Raw genomic sequence first — 26,793 nt, 5'->3', positions numbered from 1 at the left:
GGACTATAGCGTTAGTTCAGTCAATAAAACGTATAGTCATTTGTCATTGGTCATTTGTCATTTGTCATTGGTTATTTCTTCCCATTCCCAATTCCCCAATTTTTAAATAGAACAAATGTACTAAATGCTATGCTATAATTCCGATATGTTGATGTTGGAATCATAGTAAAAATATGATCTGGTTGCTTGCTTTCCTGAGTGCCAAAATTGACGGCATTAGTTGAGTGTAAGCGCTATGGCAACATCGATAAATAAAGCAGGTACGAGAGTTTAAAATAATTGAATCCCAAACTCGACTCGGTGCTACTTATTCACGTTGAAAGGCATTGAAGTCTATTTTTCCATGTCTTACGAACCACTGCACCACAAATATCGCCCCAAAAGTTTTGCTGAACTGGTGGGACAGGAAGCGATCGCTACCACCCTCACGAATGCGATCGGCACATCCAAAATTGCCCCCGCCTATTTATTCACTGGGCCAAGAGGTACGGGGAAAACTTCTAGTGCCAGGATTTTGGCAAAGTCCCTTAATTGTCTCAAAAGCGATCGCCCCACTGCTGAACCCTGCGGCGTGTGTGATGTTTGTCAGGGAATCACCAAGGGTTACGCCTTAGATGTAATTGAAATCGATGCCGCTAGTAACACTGGTGTCGATAATATCCGCGAGTTGATTGAAAAAGCCCAGTTTGCTCCTGTGCAGTGTCGTTACAAAGTTTATGTAATCGATGAATGCTTAACTGGAGATTCTCTAGTTTTGACTGATGAGGGACTTCAAAGAATTGATGATCCCAAAATTAAAGACAAGAAGGTTCTGAGTTACAACGACTCATTAGGTAACTGGGAATTTAAGAAAGTTGTCAGGTGGTTAGATCAAGGGGAAAGACAAACCCTGGTTATTAAAACAACTAATCGAGAAATTAGATGTACGGGTAATCATTTAATTAGGACAAATCAGGGATGGCTACTAGCAAAGGACGTAAAAGAAGGTGTGAAGATACTATCCCCTGTGAATGCGGATGCGGCATCCTCATTTACAAATTTGGTATCGATGGACGCACTCGAAGATTTGTTAGCGGACACCAATTTAAAGGCAATACATCTGGGCAAAAATCATACGACTTGGAATCTATTCTTAAACAAGCCGAATTACTCCGACCTTTCTGTGCTTGCGGGTGCGGAGAAAAGCTCGATATCTCAACCTTTTTACAAAAAAAAGGACGAGGAATCATCAGCATCCAGTCTCGTTGGGAAAAACATCCATATAAAAAAGGACACGGAATCTGGAAACTTAGAACAGAAAAGTTCCTTGCGGATGCGGCAGTTATCCAGCCAAACACACTTGGACTTATCTACGGAACCTTACTTGGGGATTGCTCTATCAGTTATCCCAATAAATACAGCAGATTCCCCAGATTGTGTTGGACACACTCAGAAAAGCAGCAAGAATGGTTGGAATACAAAGCTTATCGCCTTGAAGAATTGCGTCCAAAACTGCGAATTACAGCTAACAAAGGATACGGGAATATATCAGTTACCTGTAACACCGCTTGTCATCCCCAACTCAAAGATGTCTTGGAAATCGTTAAACCAAATGGGGATAAAAAGCTCGTCTCTATGGACTGGCTTAATCGAATTACCCCAGAAGGACTTGCTTGGTGGTACATGGATGATGGCTCACTCAGTCTCAGTCCACAAGGAAGTCCACAAATTCAATTGCATACAGAAGGATTCTCCGGCGCAGAAAATCAACTCATCGCCAGTTGGCTTACAGCAATGGGATATTCAGCCGCAACAAAGTTTTATACCAGAAGTAGTACAGGCAAAACATACCACTACATTCAGATGGGCGCAAGCACCGGTAGAAAATGGCTCGCAGACCTTAAACAATATTCCATTCCCTCAATGGATTACAAGTTTGGAGACAGTCGAATCTGTTCACCTCGCTGGGGTTGAGCGAGTTTACGATATTGAAGTAGCAGATAATCATAACTTTGTAGCAAACGGGCTTTTGGTACATAATTGCCACATGCTCAGTACCCAGGCATTCAACGCGCTACTAAAGACCCTAGAAGAACCACCGAAGCACGTGGTTTTTGTATTGGCAACAACAGACCCGCAACGGGTGTTACCAACGATTATTTCGCGCTGTCAAAGGTTTGATTTTAGACGTATTCAATTAGAGGCGATGGTTAAGCATTTAAGTGCGATCGCCTTTAAAGAAAATATTCATATTTCGCCCGATGCCGTAACCCTCATAGCCCAACTTTCTCAGGGAGGATTACGGGATGCTGAAAGTTTACTCGATCAATTGGGTTTGTTAGCAGGTGAAGTGACACCGGATCGAGTTTGGGATTTAGTGGGGACAGTAAGCGAACAGGACTTGCTGGGACTTTTAAATGCGATCGCTCAAGATAAAGCCGAAGCAGTTCTTGACAGTACCCACAAAATTTTAGATCGTGGTCGAGAACCCCTAACTCTGCTGCAAAATCTCGCCGCTTTTTACCGTGATTTACTGATTGCCAAAACAGCACCCAACCGCCACGATTTGGTTGCTTGTACCCAGCAAACTTGGAAAGCGCTGGTTGAGTTTGCTCAATATTTCGATATGAGCGTGATTTTAGCAGGACAGGAACACCTGCGAAAAGCCGAAGTGCAAATTAAAAACAGCACCCAGCCGCGTTTGTGGTTAGAAGTAACATTACTAGGATTGTTACCCAGTGCGACGACGAATATTCAACCACAAGCGCCAAGTGCCGCACCGCGAGTTAACCCACCTGCTGTATCTCCAAACTCTCCTCCAGCAGTTGCCCAAAATCAGCCCATTACTTCTTTACCGATAGCAGAACCGCAAACAAATCATAATTCTACAAACCATCAGGTAGCGACTGCTCAAAATCAGCCCCTTACTTCATCTGGCGCAGTTGAACGGCAAACAAATCATAATTCTGCTGCTAACTCTGTTTCACCACCAACCCCAGAACCTGTTGCTGTTCCTGTGTCACCTGCAAACGTTGAACCAGTAACTTCAGAAGTTGCAGGGGAAGCACAATATGATTTAACTCAAATTTGGCAACAGGTGCTTGCTAACCTCCAGCCAAAATCAAGGCAAGAAATGCTCCGTCAAATGAGCCAACTTATAGAGTTCGACGGTATTGTGGCTCGAATTGCGATCAAACAGGCATGGTATGACAAGGGTAAATCTTATTTACCTATGATTACGGCAGCTTTCCAGCAGACTTTCCAGCGTGAAATTCAGATCGATATAGAAAAAGGAATTTCTTCAAACTCTACCTCCGCCAAAAAAAATCCTCCGCCAAAAGACTCTAGTCGCGTTCAGCAACCAGCTACTCCTAGTTACAACCAGCAAATTTCGCCTCCAGCACCAGTACCACAGCCAGCAACACCAGCACCACTAAAAACCGAGCCGACAGCAAGCAACGGAAATGGTGTAAATAGAAATGGTGTAAATGGAAATGGGGCAAATGGAAATGGAGTAAACGGAAATGGGGCAAATAAAAATGGGGCGCAAACTTTGCCTCCGCAGCCACAGCGAACACCCGCACCTGATTGGGAAGTTGATGAAGTAGCGATCGCCGCTCAACGTCTAGCATTATTTTTCAACGGAGAAATTATCCGCTTTGCAGATGATTTCCCAGAATTCTCTGATTCCATGACTACACCTGAATGGGTAGAGGAATCAGAACTGGATGATGAATAAAAAAATGCAAAATTACCACAAATAATGTTGCATTTTTAATTTTTAATTTTTAATTCCCCAAAGGGGCTATTCCCCATTCCCAGTATGCAAAGTTTTCACCCATTTCAGGCGCTTTGGTCTTACCGACATTCGGGCAGTAGTACTGCTCATGACAACTAACCAATGCAACATATATAAACTGCCACGCAGGGTTTGCACTAGCATCGTAAGATATGTAGAAAGTGAGAATTTTTGATCTTGACGTATGCGCCCTAGACCTGTGTACATCCCTACCATCGACATGGTAACGGACAAGCCTGTGATGGGACTTAACATTGGTGGACGATGACGCGCGATCGCCATTAATAAATCTGGTACTGCTGCTGTCGGCAAGATGTACATAATCAGCATAAAAATCAGCAAATCCCAGCTTTTGCGCCATCCCATCCGATTTTTGAGAATTAAATCCCAATAATCCAAATAGCGTTGATAACCGCCTTCTGCCCATCGGTTGCGCTGATGCCAGAGTGCGATCGCATTTGTCACACCTTCTTCTTGCACTGCTGGATGGAAAACACACTCAATATCCCATTTATCCAAATGTAAACGGATTGTCAAATCCAAATCATCGGTAATGGTTTCCTCATTCCAGCCACCACAGCTTTCCAAGGCTGAACGCCGGACAAATTGACCATTGCCCCGCAGTTCGCCAATACCACCAAGGGCAGTGCGTTGTTGCTGAAACCAGGTATCAAGTGCCATTTCAGACATTTGCCCCTTAGTCCAAAAGTTTTCTTTAGCGTTGGCGATCGCTTTTCGCACCTGCACCGCGCCCACTTTTTCTCTTTGAAATAAAGGTATTACTTGTTGCAGCATATCTGGTACAACTTGGGCATCAGCATCAAATACTGCTATAATGTCGCCCTTTGTCAGAGGCAACACCTGATTCAATGCCCCTGATTTGCCGCCACTAGCTTCTGCTGAACGCCTTAGTACTTTCAGTTGATCGTGTTTCTGCTCTAGTTCTGCTAATAAATGTGGTGTGCTATCACTGCTGTGATCGTCAATAATCCACACTTCATATTGCCCACCTGGATATTCCAGATTACAAAGATTTTTGACTAATTTTGCAATTACTGCTTCCTCATTTTTCGCAGCTACTAACACAGATACAAAGGGCAAATCTCCCTGTATTTCTTTTGGATGGCGACGGGATTTAGTAAACACTACCACCAAAGCATGGAATCCTAGAATGGTGGTCAGTCCTAGAATAAATATAGAAGCCCAAGAAACTAAATGTAGAGCGATCGTCCCACTCCAGACAACGGTTAAGACTATAGCTGCCTTACGTCTACGACCTTGAAACCGGGATGGTAGAGACATAGAATCTGTCTCTAACACTGACTCCTCATCTACTGATAGGTCAGACAACAAGGAGTTGAGCGGATCAAGCTCTTGATAAGAATCTTCTTCGGGCCAGGAATTCGCTGGCATAGGTTAGGTTGCTTGATTCAAAAACCAGTATTTGTCTACAGTTAGTAATTTTACGGACAAATATCCCTAAGCTACTTTTTCCGATTTTAATCGGAATGGGCAAACTGCAATACCCGCTATCCCTAAGCCAAAAGCTGCTGGGACTACTTTTGTTGTCACTGTCACCCTGTGTAATTACTTAGCAAGAACCAGGTTTGCGACTCTTATACAGAGGCTTAATTCCTTTGATACCCACTTGGGCAGGAAGCTTGTAGAGTTGGACTTTCTCTAAGGAGAACTCCCGTTTAAGCAAAGTTATATCAAGGTAACAGCAGCTTGTTGTTGGGAGAAACAGCAATAATAACATCCACAACTTTAATAGTGAGGATTTTTCATGTTATGTTATTGCGCCCAGCTGCGAGCAAAGTTAATGCAGCCTTATTGTAACCGAAATTTTAATATTTCTTAGCAGTAACTTCATTTATTGGGCATGGGGCATTGGGCATGGGGTATTGGGTATGAAGAAGAGACAAAGTAGACAAAGAAGAGGGACAGACTTGGAAGAGACTTGTTCAATAATTCCCCCTTGTCTCCCCTGCTCCCCTGCTTCCCCGACTCTCACTATGTGCTTTAGGCACATCTTTTGGGAACACTACTAATATCCACTGATATCCATAGTTGCCAACTAACTTAAGGAATATTTAACAATGTCTATTGAGCAACTCCAGCCTGCTAATCAACAACAAGCTAGTGTTTACTTACCTTACGTCCAGGGTACTAAGCGCAATTTCTTACCCTATGCCATCAGTCTTTATCAAAAAGGGGTCTTAGAAGGACACCGAAAGATAGAGGCTAGTGAACATATACCCTTTGTCGCCTCTTGGAATGTTGCTACTTTACCCTCAGACTTAACCCGTTGCCGAATTCAGTTTGATGGCAACGCAGACCTGAGTTACGAACTGATGATGGCTAGTTTCGAGTTTATTAATTTTTTAATTGAAGTTATGGACAACTATAAACGTCATCGCGTAACCGATTTTTCACAACCGTTTTACCGCAAGTTATTGCGTATAGACGATTGATTAAACTCAGCCGGACTTTTGCTAGTTCGGCTCATTTTCAAAATAACTCTGTGTAATTATGAAATTTACCAGCCTCCCTGTTTAAACACATCTTCTTTTTAAGAAGATGTGTTTAAAATCTAATTTGTTACTATAGGAATCCGGTTTGATTTTTGAAAATAGACGTAGGATGTGAGCGCGGAGAGTACGGCATCAAACCCTTGACAAGAGTGCGTTACGAACTCCGTTATAACACAACGCCAGTTGCTACAACGGATAGCGTCGGCGGCAAGCGAGTCTTCTCCTGTCGGAGACGCTACGCGAACGAGCGTCGGGAACCTCCCTTCGGATTCGGGAGTTCGCAATCGACGGGAACCGCCAAGACTGCGACCCCCTCACCGCAACGCACTGGCTCCTCTACAATACCTAATTCTGTTCAAAAATCAAATATTAATCCTATAAGTTTGCCGAATATAAGCCGCAGACAAACGAACTTTTATCTGTTTTTGCAGGTTAGCAAGCTATTGATTATCAGTGGGACTTTGCTGATATATTAGCGACTTTTAGCCACCCAATATTTTCAACACATCTTTTTAGGGAAGATGTCTTTTTTTCTTTTCAAAAGTAAACCAAAACCAGCTACGAGAAAAGTTCCGATAACGTTAGCGGGTTCTGGAATAGAAGTTTCATCAATGGGTACTTTGATTCTTAAATTCGCCAAGGTAGCGTTAGTGATGGTCAAGGATGTTACAGTTGGCGAACCTGGGATATCGGACTGGAAATCAAAGACTGTGGGAGTTAAGTCACCATTGCGATCGCTATATCGCACCCCATATCCAGTTACTTCAAAAGTTCCTTGATACTGTTTGCCGGTATCTGGATCGGTGACATTACCAGTATAGAAGGCTTTTATGAAATTAAATTCATCCTGAACTACTCCTTGAAATTTGGTTCCTGCTAATTGTCCTTGGTATTTATAGGGTGTCAACTGGCCACCAGAGAGAACTGGCGATGTGAGAACACCATCAAATGAGACAAAGGGAATACCTTTAAAGTCAACAAAGTAATGCAGACTTCCGTCAGGGCGTGTTTCTACCTGTAAATAGTTTGACTGGTATACAGGAACATAATTAGGATTATTATTAGTACCTAAATTCCGGTAATAAGTTCCAGTTTCATCCGTATCAATCCGAGTAGTACTGTTATTGAAATTGGGATTGTTTCTAGGAAGTTCGATAGTTCCTGATAATGTGCCAGTGCTTTGAATTGTAATGAATTGAGCAGCAATTGCACTTGCGCCACTTAAAGCGATTGTTACTGCTGCTAAACAACTGCCGCTAACAATTGCACAACCTAGCTTAATCCCTGATGAACTTACTTTCATTAACAATTTGCTCCTGTAATTGCCAATAGAAAACACACCTAATCTGCTGAGATTTATTTCAAATATTTCTCAAGCATGATTTATTATTCCCAACTTTGTGAAGCAAGCTTCATCGGCAATAAAAAGCCTTGTTAATCGCTATTTTTATTCTTGCGTTTGCGGAGCGTATTGGAGAAAATAGCCCAACATCCAAGTTTCTATTACAGAAAACTTTAATCAGAGACTATTCAACACTGTCTTCATCTAAATACCAAAGAATTTGGCTCACTGTCTCTTCATCGTGTATTCAGCTTCCAATCCAATAAAATCAAATATCTTGCCTAGATTGAAGACGATAGACTTTTTATAAGAGTAATTTTTGCAAAAACTCGAATTTACCAACATTTCAAAGCAGGTATAGGGCAATGGTACGATTCAAACCGTGGCAGTGGGCTGTGTTGGCAATCCCGATCGCGTTTATGATTATTTTCTTACTGGTAGCCGCCGGTTCACAAATTCACGCCTGGGGTATTAGTTGGATTTGGGGTGTATTCACCCTTTTACTGGTTGGTTGGCGTTGGCTGTTGGTTAAATGGACTCAACCTGCTGTTAACCAAGTGGAAGCTGTATTAGCCCAAGTTCAAGAACAACTAGAATCGACAGCAGAGGATACAGTAACAGCACCAGTAGGAAGTGATGTCACAAAGCAAGCAGAAATAGCACTCCAAGAGATTCTGCAAGCGGCACAAAGCGATCGCCCCATTTGGGAAGACTGGCCAACTTTTTGGAAGCGATGCCAAGATTTGGTTGTAGCGATCGCTCATATCTACAATCCTCAAATTCAATATCCTCTGCTGAACATCTACGTCCCCCAAGCTTACGGGCTGATTCGCGGAACGGTGGATGATATGGATCAGTGGATGCAAAAATTATCTCCCATCCTCAATCAGGTGACGGTTGGGCAAGCATACCAAGGATACGAAGTCTACCGGAAGTTGGAACCATCGGCTCGAAAATTCTGGAAAGCTTGGAACTGGGCACAGTGGGTATTAAATCCGGTGGCTGCGGTGGCAAAACAAGCTAGTCAGGGTTCTAGTAACCAGGCAACTCAGCAATTATTGGGGAATTTGAGCCAGTTATTCCGAGAAGCTGCTTTGAGAAACTTATGTCGGCAAGCGATCGCACTCTACGGACGCAGTACATTACCAGTTTCAGCAACTGTAGTATCCACACCCACTTTACCCACAGCAAAAACTCAAACACTCAAAGAAATCTTGACTCAAGCTCAACCAGCCGCAGCCGTTGAGCAAAAACCCGTAAATATTCTCCTGGTGGGACGCACAGGTTCAGGAAAAAGTAGCCTGATTAACACCCTATTTCAGGCGGATTTAGCAGCCGTTGATGTTTTACCTAGTACCGATCGCATTCAAAATTATCAATGGCAGACTCAAGGCGGGGAAAGTTTGACGCTTTTGGACACACCTGGTTACGAACAAGTCAACCGTGCCGATCTCCGAAACATAGTGCTTGATTATGCCATAAATGCAGATTTGTTGCTGTTAGTTACCCCTGCCCTCGATCCTTCCTTGCAAATGGATGTAGACTTTTTGCAAGACATCAAAGCAGAAGTTACAGATTTACCAGCGATCGCGATCGTCACTCAAGTAGATCGTCTGCGTCCCATCCGCGAATGGCAACCACCTTATGATTGGGAATGGGGCGATCGCCCAAAAGAAATTGCCATTCGAGAAGCCACTGAGTATCGCGCCAAATTACTGGGAACCTTTTGTAATCTAGTTGTACCTGTGGTTACAGGTGACAGCAAAACAAGCCGAGTTGCTTGGGGAGTAGAAGCGCTATCGTTGGGATTGGTAGATGCGATCGCGCCTACCAAACAACTTCGTCTCGCCCGCTTTTTGCGTAACCTTGAAGCCCGTACCGTCGCCGCAGCCAAAATCATCGACCATTACACCTTTCAGATGGCGACAACACAAGGACTAACTGCATTGCTCAAAAGTCCCGTCCTCCAGTTTGTTTCTACCCTATCAACTGGATCGCCAGCCCTAGCATATATGCTGGCAGAGCAAATTCCCGTGGAACAGTTGCCGATTGTAATTGGCAAACTCCAAATGGCTTATGAGCTTTTCTCGCTCTTGAATACAGTTAACCCGAACCGACTCAACTTTGAATTGCTATCCCTCTGGCCGCTACTGCTGGAAAATTCTACTTCACCCGATCGCAACGCCTGGGCATTTGGTCACGCCCTAGTAGAGTACTGGACTCAAAATCTAACCGTTGAACAACTCCGGAAGCGATTTGAATATTATCTATCGGTTGCAAAATAATTTTATTGGTCATTGGTCATTGGTCATTTGTCATTAATGCCAATAATCAATGACTTGAAATTCCACAATTTGTATTACCCCCTATTGGTGGTTAAGAATATTTACTTAGTAAACGCTGTACTATTTATACTTATAGAGAAGAGATAATAATTATAGAGAAGAGATAATAAATGCAGTAACATTTCGTACTGTTAACATTAAATTTAAGATTACGATTAAGAGTAAGTGTCTGCTGAAGCCTACCCGCCTTACCTAAGCTTTTACATAGACATCCTTTTTTGCGGAGTTATTTATGAAAAATATATTACAAAGATCCATCTCTCAAGAACAGAATTCACATCAAAGCCATAACATCTCGTCTCATAATCGGCTGCTTTTGGTCGTGAAAGATTTGGCTTGTGTGCGGACTATTGAGGAAATTATTGAAATTGTGCGTTTGGCTGCGAGGGATCTGACCAATGCTGATGGAGTAACTTTTGTGTTGCGGGATGGTGAATGTTGCCACTATGTTGATGAAAATGCCATTGGGCCGCTTTGGAAAGGTATGCGTTTTCCGCTCAAGTCTTGCATCTCCGGTTGGGCAATGCTCAATAAACAAGCAGCCATAATTGAGGACATTTACCAAGATGCAAGAATTCCTCTTGATGCATATAAAGTAACTTTTGTCAAAAGTTTAGTGATGGTTCCGATCCGGATTGCCGATCCGTTGGGTGCGATCGGAGCCTACTGGAGTACACAACACTTAGCCACATCTGAAGAAATAGAATTGCTGGAGATTTTAACCGACACTACAGCAGTAGCGATCGCAAACGTTCAACTTTTCCAGAAACTGACAAACCAAAACGCGCTTAAAGACAAATTTATTGCAATGCTAGCTCACGAGTTAAGGAATCCCGTTGCCCCCATCTCGAATGGGGTTCAGCTACTCAAGTTGAAGCTAGGCGAGACTGGTGCAGTCGGAGAAACAGTTTTAAAGATGCAACACCAGATTAAGCACCTCTCGAAATTGATCGATGAGTTACTTGATGTATCATCCATCACTTATGGGAAGATTTCATTAAACCTTGAAAAAGTTAATCTGGTGGAATTGGTTCGCCAGAGCCTCAATGACCATGCACAAGCAATCAAGAGATTAAACCTGAACGTAGTACAAGACCTGCCAAACACGCCTCTGTGGGCTTATGTTGACCCGACGCGATTCTTCCAAATCTTTGGGAACCTTCTTGATAACGCTTTAAAATTTTCCAAGCCAGATGGGACGATCTGGGTGGATTTATCATTTATTCGCGGTGAAAATGGCTCAGGTAGTGTAGCGACCTTATCTGTAAGAGACTTAGGTATAGGGATAGAACCGACAATATTACCAGAACTCTTCGAGCCATTTACCCAAGCCGATCGCAGTTTAGATCGTTCCAGGGGCGGGCTAGGTTTAGGACTCTCGGTAGTAAAAAGTCTTGTCGAACTTCATGGTGGTAATGTCGAAGCCTCAAGTAGAGGGATCAATTTGGGAGCAGAATTTAAAGTAACTCTCCCTGCATGTGAAGAGATTACAACCTTAGATAACGACCCAGAGATTATGGAGGCGGCTAACAAATCGCTGAAGATTTTAGTCATCGAAGATAACGAAGATTCAGCTACAACATTAAAAGCAGTGCTTGAGCATTTCGGGCACGAAGTTTCCCTTGCTAATAATGGAATTTTAGGGGTAGAAACTGCAAGAGAAATTGAGCCTCATATAATTATTTGTGACATCGGGCTTCCCGAAATGGATGGATTCGCTGTTGCAGAGGAACTGAGTAAAGACTCCAAATTTACTGACTCAATTCTGATTGCGCTCACCGGCTACGGTGGCCAGGAGGATAGAGAGCTTGCTCTGAAGTCTGGTTTTAAATGCCACTTGACCAAACCCGTGGACTTTGAAATGCTGACAACAGAAATTGATCGATACTTTCTGGTGAGTGCGTAAACATACGCACTTATAGACATCGCTTTTATCCCATTAAATCATCTGCCGCAGGCTGGCCCGGATAAAAGCGATCGCTCATAATTTCTTCAAAATGATATAAACATTCATTCGGAAAAGTTGAGAGTGGCAAATCTGTTTCTCCCGACGCTAAATCCCTACCGTTTTGATATGATTCCTGAATTACTTCTTCAAGGTAAGGTTTTAGGCTAGAATTTTCGCTCAACAACTTGATAATTTCCCGTCGTTGTACTCTAATTGTTGCTAACCAACTACGACTCCGTTGCTGTGGTTGATATTCCCATTTAAGCAAATGTCCAATTAATATACTAAGACGATTTCTCAATTCTTGGCGTTCCTTTCTTCCCAAAGATTCGATTTCCTCAATTAAATTAGGCAGGTCAAGTTGATTCCATTGACGATGACGCAAAAGGTTAGCCTGTTCTTGAGTCCAACTGTAGAAGTCTGCTTCATAGAAATTTTGCATCAGTTTTTTTGCCGTTTTATTAGCTCTGTAGCATCTACATAATTGAAAAAGTCATAATTCATAATTATGGTCTTTTTAATTACGAATTACGTTAGCGTAGCGGGGCGTAGCCCATTACGAATTACGAATTAAAAAGTTACTACACTCCGAATTGATTCACCTTTATGCATCAATTCAAAAGCATGATTAATTTGCTCAATGGGCATCACATGAGTAATCAAATCATCAATATTTATCTTACCTTCCATATACCAATCAACAATTTTTGGCACATCTGTACGCCCTCTAGCGCCGCCGAATGCTGAACCTTTCCAAACGCGCCCAGTTACTAATTGAAAAGGACGAGTACTGATTTCCTGTCCAGCACCAGCAACACCAATAACCACACTAACGCCCCAACCCTTATGGCAGCATTCTAATGCTTGACGCATTATTTTGACATTACCGATACATTCAAAACTGTAATCAGCACCGCCTTTTGTCAAATCAACCAAATAAGGAACTAAATCACCCTCTACTTCTTTGGGATTAACAAAGTGCGTCATGCCAAACTTTTCTGCCAAAGCGCGTTTGCTGGGATTAATATCCACCCCGACAATCATATTCGCCCCTACCATCCGCGCCCCTTGGATGACATTTAAACCAATACCACCCAAACCGAAAACTACGACATTTGCTCCGGGTTCCACCTTGGCAGTATTGATGACTGCACCAATACCAGTAGTCACGCCACAGCCAATGTAACAAACCTTTTCAAATGGGGCATCTTCCCGAATTTTTGCCAGGGCGATTTCCGGCAACACCGTATAGTTGGCAAAAGTGGATGTACCCATATAATGATGAATCATCTGCCCATCGATACTAAAACGGCTAGTACCATTGGGCATGACACCGCGTGCTTGAGTTAAGCGAATGGCTTGACAGAGATTAGTTTTGAAGCTGAGGCAATATTCGCACTGGCGGCATTCAGGAGTATATAGAGGAATCACACGATCCCCTGGTTTCAAACTAGTGACACCAGCACCTACCTCGACTACGACACCAGCGCCTTCATGTCCTAAAATTGCCGGAAACAAACCTTCAGGATCGTCACCAGATAGGGTAAAAGCATCGGTATGGCAAACCCCGCTGGCTTTCACCTCCACTAACACTTCGCCGGCTTGTGGCCCCGATAAGTGAACAGTTTCAATGGTTAATGGCTTACCTGCACCGTAAGCTACTGCTGCTTTAACTTGCAAGGTCAGTCTCCTATATATTTATTTATTTGCTGAAACACAAGGATTATTTCACTTAAACATAATTGAGGGCATGATACACTTTTGTATCACTTCATCCTATTTACTTAAGGACAGACGATCGCCTCTATAAGGATAAATATTACTCTGTTAAAATATCATTCTCTAGCTAGATTAGTTAAAGGTGGTAACAGCTGTTTTGGCAACGATGTAAACTTGATGTCAGCAGCAACCCCCAAATAATTTGTCCACCCCTAGATTAATACATTATTTTGTTACAGCTTATGAACCCTGCCCTAACTCAAATTGGCGCTCAAATGTCCAACCTGACTGGCGTAAGAGCAATCATGAAGGATATTATCGAGACTTTGCGAGGGGGTGCAGGGCAGCAGTTTATTAATTTGAGTGCTGGTAATCCGTTGATTTTGCCAGAAGTAGAGCAGTTATGGCGAGATTGTACTGCACAGCTTTTAGCTAGCCCAGAATATGGCGAGGTAGTTTGTCGCTACGGCTCAAGTCAGGGCTATGCACCATTTATTGAAGCGATCGCTAATGATTTTAACAAACGCTACGGGTTAAACTTAAGCGATCGCAATATCCTCATCACCCCAGGTAGTCAAACCCTTTACTTCTACGCTGCGAATACCTTTGGTGGCTACACTCCTAGCGGCGAGTTAAAACAAATCGTTTTGCCCCTCAGCCCTGATTACACAGGTTACGGCGGTGTTTGCTTAGTTCCAAAAGCCTTAACTGCCTACAAACCAACTCTCGATATCGATGCAGCCGCCCATAGATTTAAATATCGCCCCGACTTCAGCAAACTTACGATTACAGAAAATACGGGTTGTGTTCTCTTCTCTCGCCCTTGTAATCCCACAGGGAATGTCCTCACTGATGATGAAGTGAAGAAAATTGCGGCCCTGGCTGCACCTCATAATCTCCCTGTGTTAATTGACTCCGCTTATGCGCCTCCCTTCCCAGCACTGAACTTTACCGAAATGACACCAGTATTTGGTGAGAATATCTTACACTGCATGAGTTTATCGAAAGCCGGATTACCAGGAGAAAGGCTTGGTATTGCCATTGGGGATGAAAAATGGATTGAAGTACTTGAGTGTTTTCAGGCAAATATGAGCCTTCATTCTTCACGTTACGGCCAAGCGATCGCAGCTTTTGCAATTAATTCTGGTGCATTAGTAGAAATTTCTCACACCGTCATCCGTCCCTTTTACCAGAATAAGTTTACCGTTTTAGAAACCAGCTTAGAAGAAGCTATGCCCAAGGATTTACCTTGGTTCCTGCATCGCGGTGAAGGAGCAATTTTTGCTTGGTTGTGGTTACAAGATTTACCCATCAGTGATTGGGAATTTTACCAAAAATTAAAGCAAGTCGGTGTGATTATTGTCCCTGGAAGTACCTTCTTCCCTGGTTTAGAAGAAGAATGGGCGCACAAGCATCAATGTTTCCGCGTCAGTCTCACAGGTACAGATGAAGAGATAGCCACTGCCATGCAACGTTTAGCAAAAGTTGCTGAAGAAGTTTATAAAAGTGCGGCGGTGACTGCCTAATTAAGGGCAGAGGAGCAGGGGGAGCAGGGGAAGCAGGGGAGGAAAACTAATGACAAATAACAAATGACAAATGACAAATTAGATGATTGGCTAGAAATTGGTAAGATTGTTGCCCCTCAAGGATTATCTGGAGAATTGCGGGTTTATCCTGTATCTGACTTCCCCGAAAGATTTGAGGTTCCGGGAAAACGTTGGTTGTTGCGTTCAGATGAGGCAGAACCGCAACCAATAGAATTATTGACAGGACGTTATCTCAGTAATAAGAACTTGTATGTAATTAAATTAGCTGGCGTGGAAAATTGCGATCAGGCCGAGGCGTTGCGCGGTTGTAAGTTAATGGTACCAGCAAGCGATCGCCCCCAATTAGGCGAAGATGAATACCATGTCCTCGATCTGATTGGCTTGGAAGTCTTTATGCAAGCATCTGGCGAACTCGTTGGTACGGTGGTAGACATCATCCCCGCCGGTAATGATTTGTTAGAAGTAAAATTACACCCATCTTTTACCACTGACAAAGGACAAATGACAAATGACAAACAACAAAAGACTGTTTTAATTCCATTTGTGGAAGCGATCGCACCAGTTGTAGACTTGAAATCTAATCGCATTGAAATTACGCCGCCGCCTGGATTGTTGGAAATTAATAATTAGGTCACTAACTCCATCGCTTAGGCAACAAATTAAGTCGTCCCTAATGATTAGTTGGATATTAATTTTTTATTTTTGAAAAAATCAAATTCGATTACTATCCTATTAATCAATAGATACTAATCCTGAATGATTTCTAAAAATAAATTAACCTCACAGATGCAGAGAACGCAGAGACAGGAATCGGAGATTTTAAAGATTTATTTAAGATTGTTAGGGTAAGCGTAGCCTGTCGTAGATATAGCTTTCCATGCTGTGCTAAAAGACAAAATTTTAGTCACAAAGGCTGGAAAAAATCATCATGGGTAGATGGTCATAATCGGGAAAAAAAGTATAATTACTTACTGATGAACCCATCCTAATCCTTTTTGTAATGGAGTGTCGAAATGACATTAGCAACGACTCCACAAACAAAGCCTTTAACAGATGAAGAATTACATAAAATAAACGCCTACTGGCGGGCAGCGAACTATCTTTCAGTTGGGCAAATATATCTACTCGATAATCCGCTACTTAGAGAACCGCTAAAGCTGGAACACGTCAAACCCAGGCTTTTGGGCCATTGGGGAACAACCCCAGGGCTGAATTTGATATATGCTCACCTGAATCGAGTCATTAAAAAATATGACCTAAATACAATCTACATTGCTGGCCCTGGTCATGGAGGCCCCGGACTGGTAGCCAACACATACTTAGAAGGTACTTACACTGAGTATTACCATAACATCTCCCAGGATGCTGAAGGAATCGGGAAACTCTTCAAACAATTCTCTTTCCCTGGTGGTATTCCCAGCCACGTTGCACCGGAGACTCCTGGTTCGATCCACGAAGGCGGGGAACTAGGTTATGCCCTCGTTCACGCTTTTGGTGCTGCCTTTGATAACCCTGACTTGATCGTTGCTGCTGTTGTCGGTGACGGTGAAGCCGAAACAGGTGCTTTAGCAACTAGCTGGCATTCCAACAAGTTTCTGAACCCCGTGCATGATGGGGCTGTACTGCCGATTCTGCACCTGAATGGATATAAAATTGCTAATCCAACAGTACTCGCACGGATTAGTCATGAAGAATTAGAAAGCTTATTTGTAGGCTACGGCTACAAACCATACTTTGTCGAAGGTGACGATCCGGCAGATGTCCACCAGCAGATGGCGGCGACTTTAGATATAGCGATCGCCGAAATTCAAAACATCCAAAGAGAAGCCCGCGTACATGGTTTCACCAAACGTCCCCAGTGGCCGATGATTGTCTTAAAAACCCCCAAAGGTTGGACAGGGCCCAAAGAAGTTGATGGCAAAAAAACTGAAGGTTATTGGCGATCGCATCAAGTCCCCTTTGGCAATATCGCCAAACAGCCAGAACACCTGAAACTCCTAGAAGATTGGATGAAGAGTTACAAACCAGAAGAACTCTTCGACGCTAACGGTACACTGATTCCCGAACTCAGAGAACTGGCTCCCAAAGGTCATCGACGCATGGGTGACAATCCCCACGCCAACGGCGGCATTTTGCTGCGCGACTTAAAGATGCCAGACTTTCAAGACTATGCTGTAGATGTTCTCAAACCAGGCCAAGCGATCGCAGAAGCTACTCAAGTTGCAGGAAAATTTCTCCGGGATATCATGCAACTTAACCAAGAAACCCGCAACTTCCGCATCGTCGGCCCCGATGAAACGGTATCGAATCGCTTAGGCGCTGTACTAGAAGTTACAGATCGGGATTGGGTAGCCCAGATTCTCCCAGAAGATGACCATCTTTCTGCCGACGGTCGGGTAATGGAAATTCTCAGCGAAACTAACTGTCAAGGATGGTTAGAAGGCTATCTCCTCACAGGACGGCACGGGTTCTTCTCTTGCTATGAGGCATTTATCCACATCATTGACTCAATGTTCAATCAGCACGCCAAATGGCTGAAAACAACCAGACATATTCCCTGGCGTAGACCGATTGCTTCCCTTAATTACCTACTCACCTCCCACGTTTGGCGGCAAGACCATAACGGTTTCTCTCACCAAGATCCCGGTTTTATCGACCATGTAATCAATAAGAAAGCAGAAATCGTTCGCGTATATTTGCCCCCCGATGCTAATACTCTGCTATCAGTAACTGACCATTGTTTAAGAAGCCGCAACTATGTCAACGTCATCGTTGCCGGCAAGCAACCAGCATTGCAATATCTTGACATGGATGCTGCTATCAAGCACTGTACAAAAGGCATCGGCATTTGGGAATGGGCAAGCAACGATCAAGGCGGCGAACCAGATGTAGTAATGGCTTGTGCTGGGGATATTCCCACCTTGGAAACCTTAGCGGCTGTGGACATTCTGCGTCAGCACTTCCCCGACTTAAAAGTGCGGGTAGTGAACGTAGTCGATTTGATGACACTACAACCAAAAAGCGAACATCCCCACGGTTTGAGTGAAAAAGACTTTGACACAATTTTCACCACAGACAAACCGATTATCTTTGCCTTTCATGGCTATCCTTGGCTGATTCATCGTTTAACCTATCGCCAAACTAACCATCGTAACTTGCATGTGCGTGGCTATAAGGAAGAAGGAACTACCACCACTCCCTTTGATATGGTTGTGCTTAACGATCTAGATCGCTTTCACCTAGTAATGGACGTAATTGCTCGTGTACCAAAGCTAGGATATAGAGCAGCTTATGTCAAACAAGAACTGCAAGATAAGTTAATCGAACACAAGCACTACATCCAGAAGTACGGCGACGATATGCCGGAAATTCGTGATTGGAAGTGGCCTTATTAACAGAATATAAGGGGAAAGAGGCAGAGTGAAAACTATTCTCTCTGCTTCTCTCTTTTAAAATAAGCTTACCTCGTGTAATACAAGACACTACATTGATTTTGCTAGATGTCCTGTATCTGTGAGCTTAATATTTTAAAGATGTAATGTTGCTTAATGCGATCGCCTACGGTGGGCGGTTACGCCATCGCAAAAACTATTGTTAAATAATTGTAATAATATTTAATATGAGTCTAGGTTGTGTAATTTAGATTAACTATTGCAGAGAAACTCTCTCAGAGTTAGTAAAATGACAAATACTGAGGACGCAACTATTTTATGGATTAGTTACTCTAGAACTGTAGACTATGTTTTCAGTCCTGAGTTATTTCCGTATTTTGCCTCTGAAGGCATAGCAATCAAGACCACGCACACCAAATCCTTCATTAAGAGCTCCCACAAATCATAATGCCTGTGATTGAGAAGAAAAGAACTCGCGATCTGCCCCAAATTAACGAAAGAATTCGCTTCCCGAAAATTCGGGTTATTGATACTGATGGTGCCCAACTGGGAATTATGCCCCCACAGGAAGCACTACAACTAGCAGAAGAGAAAGAGTTAGATTTGGTGCTTATAAGTGACAAAGCTGACCCGCCAGTTTGTCGGATTATGGACTACGGGAAATACAAGTTTGAGCAAGAGAAAAAGGCGCGGGAAGCCCGGAAAAAGCAGCACACGGCTGATGTCAAAGAAGTTAAGATGCGTTACAAAATAGAAGAACACGACTACAATGTGCGTGTTAAGCAAGCAGAGCGCTTCTTGAAAGATGGCGATAAAGTCAAAGCGACTGTGATGTTCCGGGGTCGAGAAATTCAACACAGCGACCTAGCAGAAGATTTGCTCAAGCGAATGGCAACGGATTTGGAGCCTTTTGGTGAGCTTCAACAAGCGCCTAAAAAAGAAGGACGAAACATGATGATGCTTATCTCGCCCAAAAAATAATGCTCTAACTGTTTAATAGACCAAGTTGAAAATCCCCTGGCTAGAAGTCAGGGGTTTTTTCGTTCTTTCTTTGGAAATTGCAGGGGGCAAGGGGCAGGGGGCAGGGGGCAGGGGGCAGGGAGCAGGGGGCAGAAACGTCCAAAGTTTTTAGGTAGTTTAAATTTATCTCAATATAGATAGTCTTGAGGGCTGAGTGGGAAACATAATACTCAGTTGCTCAGGACTTTTGCTATTCCCAGGGAATGGGGGACAAGGGGACAAGGGGACAACAAAGTATAAGTAAGTATTTTCTTCTTCTGCCCCCCTGCTCCTCCGCCCCCCTGCTCTCATTCCGGGGTGATACTACCAGAAAATAAAATTGCATGGAACTGAAAAATCACTGGTTTGCTGTAAATAAAGTTGTTTTACCACGACTATTACAGTGGGTGAATCTCCGACCAGAGGAGAGCGAACGAACTCAGATAATGTTTATTTTTTACACAACGGTGTGTGTAGGATTACGATGGGCAGAAGACAGTACAGTGGCGCTGTTTTTGGATGAATATGGGACTCATTTACTGCCGTGGATGTATATTGCCAGTGCCGTTATGAGTGCAGGACTGGTTTTTTTATACTCTTGGCTGCAAAGGATTTTTCCCTTACGCCGGGTGATTGTGGCGATCGCACCTTGCATGTTGATGCCATTACTACTATTAGTTGTATTACGTTGGGGATCTAATATTTCCTACTTGGTACTGATTTCGGCCTTTCTGCTGCGATTATGGGTAGATGCCCTTTATGTAGTCAATGACCTCAATACCTCCATTGTTGCTAACCAAATATTTAACATTCGCGAGATTAAGCGCACTTACCCACTGGTGAGTAGTGGTCTGTTGGTAGCAGATGTGATTAGTGGCTTTAGTTTGCCTTGGCTAGTACAATACACCTCGCTGAATAAGATCATCTTTATCGCTTCTCTAGTGATTTTATTAGGTTCGGGGATTTTATTGTATTTAACTCATCATTATCGAGCGGCTTTTCCTGAAACCCCACAAAGATTAGTTCCTGAAGAACAAGCTTCACGAGAGCGTTTCATTAAAAGTCCTCTAAAGCGCTATGTTTGGCAATTATTTGCTTTTGTCGGCCTGTTGCAAGTTATTGGCTTGTTAATAGATTTTCAATATCTGCGCGAACTCAAGTCCAATATGAGCGACCGAGAACTCGCCAGTTTCTTGGGTCTTTTTGGTGGCATGTTAGGACTGTGTGAGTTGTTATTGCAGTGGTTTATTTCCAGCCGACTTATTGAACGGATGGGGGTATTTTTCACAGCGACACTTTTACCAATTACCGTAGGTTTTTCATTACCAGGAGTACTGGTATTGTTGTATTTAATTCCATCTATCCAATCGCAAAGCTTTTTCTGGGGTCTGATACTTGTCAAATTCTGCGATGAACTTCTGCGCTATACCTTTGTGATGAGTAGCGGCCCTATCCTGTACCAACCAATTCCAGAATCAATTCGCAGCCGGATGCAGACTTTATCAGGCGGGACTGCCGAAGCGATCGCTACAGGTTTGACAGGAGCGCTAATTTTTGCAACTCTATTGTTTTGTGGGCACTTTGTACCCGTATCCCTGCAAAAGTGGGTGTTAGTAGCAGAAACAATGCTGATAGCTGCCACTTGTTTAAAAGTAGTTTGGGAATTGCGATCGCGCTACGTTGAACTGTTAGTCTTGAGTGTGGCACGAGGCCACTTGAGTGCAAGCAATGTCGGCTTACGATTTTTCAAGCAAGGTGTAGTCAAAGCCTTAGAAGAAAAAGGTAGCGAGGCGGATAAACGCTCTTGCATTGAACTTTTAGCTCAAATTGATTCCCTTGGAGCTACGGAAGTCTTAGCACCTCTATTACTCAAGTTAACCCCAGATTTGCAGCGTCAAAGTTTAGAAGTGATGCTGACAGCCGGTGCAAATCCCGCTTATCTATCCGCCATCCGTCCTTTGTTAGAACAACCCCAAGAAACTAACCCCGAAGTTTTCGCCCTAGCGCTACGCTACGTTTGGCTAGCTGAACCAAATCCCAATTTAAGTATTTTAGAAGAATATCTGAACCCCCGCCAAAACTCACTCATCCGCGCTACCGCCGCCGCCTTAGTCTTACGCCAGGGAACGCCCATGCAAAAGGTAGCAGCTACCCAAACCATGCGCCGGATGTTGACTCATAAGCAAGAACGGGAACGGGTGAATGGAGTCAGAGCGCTTAGAGAAGCAGTTTATTTGCAGGCGTTACGGATTCACATCCCAAATTTATTACAAGATGAGTCATTACGGGTGCGCTGTGCTGTATTAGAAATGATTTCAGCAACTCATTTAGAAGAATATTATTCGGCACTGATTGCAGCACTTTATTACAAATCAACTCGTACTACAGCAATGTCAGCCCTAGTGCGGCTAGAAAATGAAGCTATAGAGATGCTATTACGGTTAGCTACTAATATTTACAAACCAGAAGTAGTGCGAATGTACGCTTGGCGTACTATTGCTCAAATTGGTACTCAGGAAGCATTAGAGACGTTATGGGAAAACTTAGAGACATCTTGGGGTATAACCAGGGATCATATTCTTCGTAGCTTACTAAAAATACATAAACAACCAGCAATCAAAGGTTTAGTAGATCGGTTTTATGAAAGTCGGGTAGAAAATTTAATAGAACAGGAATTAAAGTTTTTAGGCGAGATTTACGCCGCATATATTGACTTAAAAACATTAGATGACAAAGAAAATTATCAATCACGTCAGAGGGTTGTGATTGTTTCTGAGTTACTGCAACGCGCCCTTTTAGAACTGGAATTGGATGTCAAGGAGCGGCTGTTACTATTACTGAGACTGCTTTACTCGCCAGAAAAGATGCAAGCAGCAGCATTTAATTTGCGATCGCTCTCAGTGGTAAACTTAGCGCGAGGGTTAGAAATCCTAGAACATACCATAACTTTGTCCTCAAAGTCTTTGTTACTGAATATTTTAGATAACCGACCGCAGTCAGAAAAATTACAATATCTTGTAGAAGCTAAGATCGTAGATTATGAGAATATGGTAGTTAGCGATCGCCTCCACAGATTGCTGATGTTGGGTAACTTCCTTTCTGATTGGTGTCTAGCTTGCTGTTTCCATTTTGCTCAAGTAACTCGCATCAGATTGACAAGTTCTGAAATTTTAGTGAGTTTGCGTCATCCAACTGGTTTTGTTAGAGAAGCTGCGATCGCATACTTGAATATGGTTTCACATCGCGTTCTCTTGCAAATCTTACCCCAGCTACAAAAAGATCCACACCCGTTGGTGGCCGCTCAAGTTAAAGAATTGCTCGAAAAATACCAATTCAAAAATTGACTAGGGATTGGGAATTGGGAATTGGGAATTGGGAATTGGGAATTGGCTTTGAGTATAGTTATTCTTCTTGTCCCCCTGCTCCTCTGCTCCCCTGCCCCCTGCCCCCTGCCCCCTGCTCCCTGCCCCCTTGCCTCTTCCCCAGTCCCTAGTCCCTTGCTATAACTTGTAAAGTGGAATAGGAAGTCAAAGAGAGCATCAAGAATACCATGTACGTACTAATAGGTGGAGCCGGCTTAGTGGGCTTAAGTTTAGCCCAAAAACTGGTAGAACTAGGACATACTGTTGCCGTAATTGACATCGATCCTGTCGCTTGTCGCTATGCCCGCGAACAAGTAGGAGCGATGGCTTTTGAAGGCAGCGCTGTAAGTACAGAAGTATTGTTAGAAGCTGGGATTCGCAAAGCTGGTTCCTTAGCAGCTGTATTGAGAAGTGATGCCTTAAACTTAGCAATGATAACTCTTGCTAAACACTACGGTGTCACCCATATTTTGAGCCGGATGCGCCACCCCGACTTTGCCGAACCACTGCGGATAGCCGGAGCCAATCATATTATCAGTACTGTTGAACTATCAGTTTCAACAATGGTGAATGCCATTGAGTATCCCCAAGTGGAATCAATGATGCATTTTGAGCAAGGACAGATTGAGGTTTTGAAACTTGCCATTCCCAACAATTGCTATGTTGCTGGGCGTAGTGTTGCCGAAATCGCTCAGGATGCCCGATTTCCTAGTGGTTCGCTAATTATTGGTTATCAATCCCATCCCCACGAAGATTTGATGATTCCTAACGGCAGTACAATACTGGAACCTTATTCAACAGTATTGATTGTGACTAAACCAGGATCTTTACATCAAGTCATTGATTTTATTGAACAAAGATGTTGAGCGCAGTCCCTACCGAAAGTTTTTATTGGGTGGGATTAGCTACACAGGGTTAAAAAATGGGGTGTAAATAGTTTTGATGAAACCGTATCTATATATTTTAGCGATCGCTGTTATTTTTCTGGCATCTTGTCAATCAACGAATATTCCACCCAAGTCACAACCCGATGCAATTCAAGCAACCCCAGTTCAAAAAGTAGTGACGCTAGATAAAAATTTTAAGATAGCAAGCGGTCAAACTGTTTATGTCCCCGTCTATTCCCATATCTATCATCACAATAAGCAAGAGATTTTCGAGTTAGCAGTTACCCTCAGCGTTCGGAATACAGATATGACCAATCCCATCGTTATTACTGCTGTGCGCTACTATAACTCAGAGGGAAAATTAGTTAAACAATATTTAGAGCGCCCTATTCAACTTGATGCCCTAGCTTCTACAGATTTTTTTATAAATAGAAATGATACCAGTGGAGGTTTAGGCGCAAACTTTATTGTCGAGTGGGTGGCTCAAACCGAAATATCTGAACCTATAGTGGAGGCAGTCATGATTGGTACTGACTTTCAGCAAGGAATTTCTTTTATCAGTCCTGGTAGAGTGATTAAAAGTCAAAATAATGATAAGCGATCGCCTTCGTAATTCGTAATTCGTAATTCGTAATTCGTAATTCGTAATTCGTAATTAGGGACTTCCAAGAAATAAATTATCCAATTTCACCGCATCAAAACGATTTTTTTTCCCCTGCTCCCTGCCCCCTCGCCTAAAAGCGATGGGATATTTTTTTATTTGGAAGTCCCTTAAGTTTTTCTCGTTTCCATACAGATTGTGGGAATACATTCATTGAGCCTTTGACTCAATATTTAACACGAGGCAGCAGATTTTAATCAATCAGCCAAAGCTCAAAGGTTGACTCACAAAGCTCAGAGGTTCACCCACGAAGCCCAGACTATCCCAATCCCCAATCCCCAATCCCCAATATTAATCATCATCTAATTTCAGCAATTGTTCATCAAGAGTTTGTATCCGTCCGCGTACAATTTCTTCTGAGAGAATTCGCTTCCGCATCGCCTCATTGAGCGCTCCTTTTTCTGCCAAAAGTAAACGGCGGCGAATGGCATCAAGTTTAGCACTGTTGCCAGTTTTGCCATCCACATCATCAGGACGACGATTATAAAGTTCTCGCAGTATCTTTTCTGCGCTGGCAATTCGCACTTGATAAACTGAACGCATCTCTTCATAAACGGCTTTTGGTAACACCCCTGATTTCAACAAACTATCTAATTCATCTTGTGCTGCCTTACCTGTCATCAACTGGGCTTGTAACTCTTCAACCTGTTGTTGAACTTCGGAAAATTTAGATAATTTTAAGCGTTTTACCACCCAAGGCAAACTTAAACCCTGTCCCACTAACGACACCAGCACACAGCCAAAGACTATAGCTATCAGGACTTCTCGCCCTGGCAGTGTTGTAGGTAAACTCAATGCCAGAGCCATTGAAAGTGAACCTTTGATATTGCCTAAAAACAGTAAATGTTGCCAGCGCAACGGAATTGGGCGGTCAATCCAACGAACCAATGCTAGTAACGGATAAACTGTAAGAATTCGCCCGACTTGAAAAGCCAAAACTGCAAGTAGAATTGCAGGTAAAGTTTTCCAGAGCGTTACCAAGTCTATTTCTACACCAATCAACAGAAAAATAAACGTGTTGACAGTAAAACTGGCATATTCCCAGAAACTCAACAAAGTGATGCGGCTAGAAGCAGAAGTATTGCGAGAAAGCCCTAAATTCCCGAAAATTAATCCCGCGACAACTACAGCCACAGCACCTGATACACCGAGAAATTGCCCAACCTGAAAAGTTCCTAATGCAACCGCAACTGTCAGTAAAAGGCTGCTAAGAGCATCATCTAAACGGGCGAATATAGGTATACTCAAGTAGCCCAAGACTAGCCCCACAACGCAGCCTCCTAGAGAGATAACTAGCAGTTGTTGGATTCCCTCTATAAATGTGAGCGAACCTGTTGAATATACTTGCACAATTAGGTTGAACATAACCAGGGCAGCAGCATCGTTAAATAGGGTTTCTCCTTCAACGATGGTGGAAAGACGCGAGGGTACTGGTATTTCCTTAAAGACGGCAATCATTGAAACTGTATCAGTGTTTGCCAGCATTACTCCTACAAATAAGGCAGGTATCCAACTTAGTCCCAGCCCAAATTTCAACAGTACTGCAATAATCGCGCTAGAAAGCACAGCCCCTGGCCCAGCAAGTAGAGCAATTGGTTTAAAGGTGCTGCGTAGGCGGCTGACATCTGTATTAATACCAGCTTCAAAGAGGAGAATTGGCAGGAAAAGCTCCAAAACAAGGATTGGATTTAAACCAATCGGACGAGATACTAGCTCAGTGATGGGCAAACCTGCTAAAACTAAACCCACAACATAAGGAATTCTCAACCGCCGGGATAGCAGAGCTACACCTGTAGCCAGGAGCAAGAGAATAATTGAAACTTTGACTAATTCGGTAACATCCACTATTACAATCTAAAGCGATTTGGACTTCACTGATAGATTCTCACGTTACTGCTGCCAAATTAGCAACTTTAGGAAACTCCAAAAAATAAATTATCCAATTTCTGAATTTCACTATGACTTTCCCTGCCCCCTGCCCTTAAAGCATACCCCTTTGGGGATCTTGCTATGGGTAGCGTCCCGCAAGGATGGGATATTTTTTATTTAGAAGTCCCTTATTAGCCAAGACCTTCCTCCTAAATGCTCGGTTAACTGTAAAATCTTCATTCTCTGCTAACTAAAGTCTTACGTTGAGCCGATGTCATCTGAAAAATAGTCAGATGAGAATCAATGCAAAATTATACCAGGAATATGTTTATGGTGCTTGAATCAGCGATCGCCCGGGAAGTCATTACAAATAATCTCAAGCCGTTCCTGCTGGTACTTTTGGTATCTTT

17 protein-coding genes are annotated in these 26,793 nt (G+C 43.1%); 12 read left to right on the top strand and 5 right to left on the bottom strand.

The window, feature by feature from the left end:
* Positions 1–343 precede the first annotated feature (343 nt).
* Positions 344–3,718, top strand: a complete 3,375-nt coding sequence (dnaX, locus tag RMZ41_RS18280; RefSeq protein WP_322644849.1) for a DNA polymerase III subunit gamma/tau — start codon at positions 344–346, stop codon at positions 3,716–3,718.
* A gap of 66 nt (positions 3,719–3,784) precedes the next feature.
* On the opposite strand, the gene RMZ41_RS18275 is transcribed toward dnaX, so the two are convergent.
* The gene (locus RMZ41_RS18275) at positions 3,785–5,191 is read right to left on the bottom strand and encodes a glycosyltransferase family 2 protein (protein WP_322644850.1); all 1,407 of its coding nucleotides are present in this window, start codon (positions 5,189–5,191) and stop codon (positions 3,785–3,787) included.
* 686 nt (positions 5,192–5,877) lie between these two features.
* Here RMZ41_RS18275 and ebsA point away from each other — a divergent pair.
* Both ebsA and RMZ41_RS18265 read left to right on the top strand, forming a co-directional pair.
* On the top strand, positions 5,878–6,252 hold the full coding sequence (ebsA, locus tag RMZ41_RS18270; protein ID WP_322644851.1) for a type IV pilus biogenesis protein EbsA: 375 nt from the start codon (positions 5,878–5,880) through the stop codon (positions 6,250–6,252).
* 152 nt (positions 6,253–6,404) lie between these two features.
* A complete protein-coding gene (locus RMZ41_RS18265) occupies positions 6,405–6,788 on the top strand; it encodes a hypothetical protein (protein WP_322734473.1) in 384 nt (127 codons plus the stop codon).
* A 23-nt stretch (positions 6,789–6,811) separates the two neighbouring features.
* On the opposite strand, the gene RMZ41_RS18260 is transcribed toward RMZ41_RS18265, so the two are convergent.
* Positions 6,812–7,615, bottom strand: a complete 804-nt coding sequence (locus tag RMZ41_RS18260; RefSeq protein WP_322644853.1) for a PEP-CTERM sorting domain-containing protein — start codon at positions 7,613–7,615, stop codon at positions 6,812–6,814.
* A gap of 404 nt (positions 7,616–8,019) precedes the next feature.
* On the opposite strand from RMZ41_RS18260, the gene RMZ41_RS18255 reads away from it, so the two are divergent.
* Both RMZ41_RS18255 and RMZ41_RS18250 read left to right on the top strand, forming a co-directional pair.
* Positions 8,020–9,939, top strand: coding sequence for a GTPase family protein (locus tag RMZ41_RS18255; RefSeq protein ID WP_322644854.1), 1,920 nt, complete (start codon positions 8,020–8,022; stop codon positions 9,937–9,939).
* Between the two features lie 292 nt (positions 9,940–10,231).
* Entirely contained in the window at positions 10,232–11,905 is a 1,674-nt protein-coding gene (locus tag RMZ41_RS18250) for an ATP-binding protein (protein ID WP_322644855.1), read from the top strand.
* A gap of 25 nt (positions 11,906–11,930) precedes the next feature.
* Here RMZ41_RS18250 and RMZ41_RS18245 read toward each other — a convergent pair whose 3' ends face one another.
* Together RMZ41_RS18245 and RMZ41_RS18240 are read right to left on the bottom strand one after the other, a co-directional pair.
* Entirely contained in the window at positions 11,931–12,389 is a 459-nt protein-coding gene (locus RMZ41_RS18245) for a DUF29 domain-containing protein (RefSeq protein WP_322644856.1), read from the bottom strand.
* Positions 12,390–12,517: 128 nt separating this feature from the next.
* Positions 12,518–13,627 (bottom strand): S-(hydroxymethyl)glutathione dehydrogenase/class III alcohol dehydrogenase, encoded by a 1,110-nt coding sequence (locus RMZ41_RS18240; RefSeq protein WP_322644857.1) that lies wholly within the window; start codon positions 13,625–13,627, stop codon positions 12,518–12,520.
* A gap of 281 nt (positions 13,628–13,908) precedes the next feature.
* Between RMZ41_RS18240 and RMZ41_RS18235 the strand changes: the two genes are divergently transcribed.
* From RMZ41_RS18235 to RMZ41_RS18205, 7 genes are all read left to right on the top strand, one after another.
* Entirely contained in the window at positions 13,909–15,192 is a 1,284-nt protein-coding gene (locus RMZ41_RS18235; RefSeq protein WP_322644858.1) for a valine--pyruvate transaminase, read from the top strand.
* Between the two features lie 63 nt (positions 15,193–15,255).
* On the top strand, positions 15,256–15,843 hold the full coding sequence (gene rimM / locus RMZ41_RS18230) for a ribosome maturation factor RimM (RefSeq protein ID WP_322644859.1): 588 nt from the start codon (positions 15,256–15,258) through the stop codon (positions 15,841–15,843).
* Positions 15,844–16,226: 383 nt separating this feature from the next.
* Positions 16,227–18,608: a phosphoketolase family protein gene (locus tag RMZ41_RS18225; protein WP_322644860.1), complete on the top strand. Its 2,382-nt coding sequence runs from the start codon at positions 16,227–16,229 to the stop codon at positions 18,606–18,608.
* Positions 18,609–19,052: 444 nt separating this feature from the next.
* A complete protein-coding gene (infC, locus tag RMZ41_RS18220) occupies positions 19,053–19,586 on the top strand; it encodes a translation initiation factor IF-3 (RefSeq protein WP_012412604.1) in 534 nt (177 codons plus the stop codon).
* Between the two features lie 362 nt (positions 19,587–19,948).
* A complete protein-coding gene (locus tag RMZ41_RS18215; protein WP_322641190.1) occupies positions 19,949–22,948 on the top strand; it encodes an MFS transporter in 3,000 nt (999 codons plus the stop codon).
* Between the two features lie 206 nt (positions 22,949–23,154).
* Entirely contained in the window at positions 23,155–23,832 is a 678-nt protein-coding gene (locus tag RMZ41_RS18210; protein ID WP_322641191.1) for a TrkA family potassium uptake protein, read from the top strand.
* Positions 23,833–23,908: 76 nt separating this feature from the next.
* A complete protein-coding gene (locus RMZ41_RS18205; RefSeq protein ID WP_322641192.1) occupies positions 23,909–24,466 on the top strand; it encodes a DUF3124 domain-containing protein in 558 nt (185 codons plus the stop codon).
* 339 nt (positions 24,467–24,805) lie between these two features.
* Here the strand turns inward: RMZ41_RS18205 and RMZ41_RS18200 are convergent, their stop codons facing one another.
* Positions 24,806–26,359, bottom strand: a complete 1,554-nt coding sequence (locus tag RMZ41_RS18200) for a sodium:proton antiporter (RefSeq protein ID WP_322641193.1) — start codon at positions 26,357–26,359, stop codon at positions 24,806–24,808.
* Positions 26,360–26,793 lie beyond the last annotated feature (434 nt).

The sequence above is a fragment of the Nostoc sp. DedVER02 genome (assembly GCF_034530675.2).
GTDB lineage: Bacteria > Cyanobacteriota > Cyanobacteriia > Cyanobacteriales > Nostocaceae > Nostoc.
This window is presented reverse-complemented; position numbering and strand designations above follow the sequence as displayed.

Excerpts from the sequence above, each read along its gene's own strand:
- RMZ41_RS18210 (WP_322641191.1), top strand. The coding sequence starts at position 23,155 with ATGTACGTACTAATAGGTGGAGCCGGCTTAGTGGGCTTAAGTTTAGCC.
- RMZ41_RS18225 (WP_322644860.1), top strand. The coding sequence starts at position 16,227 with ATGACATTAGCAACGACTCCACAAACAAAGCCTTTAACAGATGAAGAA.
- RMZ41_RS18255 (WP_322644854.1), top strand. The coding sequence starts at position 8,020 with ATGGTACGATTCAAACCGTGGCAGTGGGCTGTGTTGGCAATCCCGATC.
- RMZ41_RS18205 (WP_322641192.1), top strand. The coding sequence starts at position 23,909 with ATGAAACCGTATCTATATATTTTAGCGATCGCTGTTATTTTTCTGGCA.
- ebsA (WP_322644851.1), top strand. The coding sequence starts at position 5,878 with ATGTCTATTGAGCAACTCCAGCCTGCTAATCAACAACAAGCTAGTGTT.
- RMZ41_RS18250 (WP_322644855.1), top strand. The coding sequence starts at position 10,232 with ATGAAAAATATATTACAAAGATCCATCTCTCAAGAACAGAATTCACAT.
- infC (WP_012412604.1), top strand. The coding sequence starts at position 19,053 with ATGCCTGTGATTGAGAAGAAAAGAACTCGCGATCTGCCCCAAATTAAC.
- RMZ41_RS18275 (WP_322644850.1), bottom strand. The coding sequence starts at position 5,191 with ATGCCAGCGAATTCCTGGCCCGAAGAAGATTCTTATCAAGAGCTTGAT.
- RMZ41_RS18245 (WP_322644856.1), bottom strand. The coding sequence starts at position 12,389 with ATGCAAAATTTCTATGAAGCAGACTTCTACAGTTGGACTCAAGAACAG.
- rimM (WP_322644859.1), top strand. The coding sequence starts at position 15,256 with ATGACAAATGACAAATTAGATGATTGGCTAGAAATTGGTAAGATTGTT.
- dnaX (WP_322644849.1), top strand. The coding sequence starts at position 344 with ATGTCTTACGAACCACTGCACCACAAATATCGCCCCAAAAGTTTTGCT.
- RMZ41_RS18235 (WP_322644858.1), top strand. The coding sequence starts at position 13,909 with ATGAACCCTGCCCTAACTCAAATTGGCGCTCAAATGTCCAACCTGACT.
- RMZ41_RS18215 (WP_322641190.1), top strand. The coding sequence starts at position 19,949 with ATGGAACTGAAAAATCACTGGTTTGCTGTAAATAAAGTTGTTTTACCA.
- RMZ41_RS18260 (WP_322644853.1), bottom strand. The coding sequence starts at position 7,615 with ATGAAAGTAAGTTCATCAGGGATTAAGCTAGGTTGTGCAATTGTTAGC.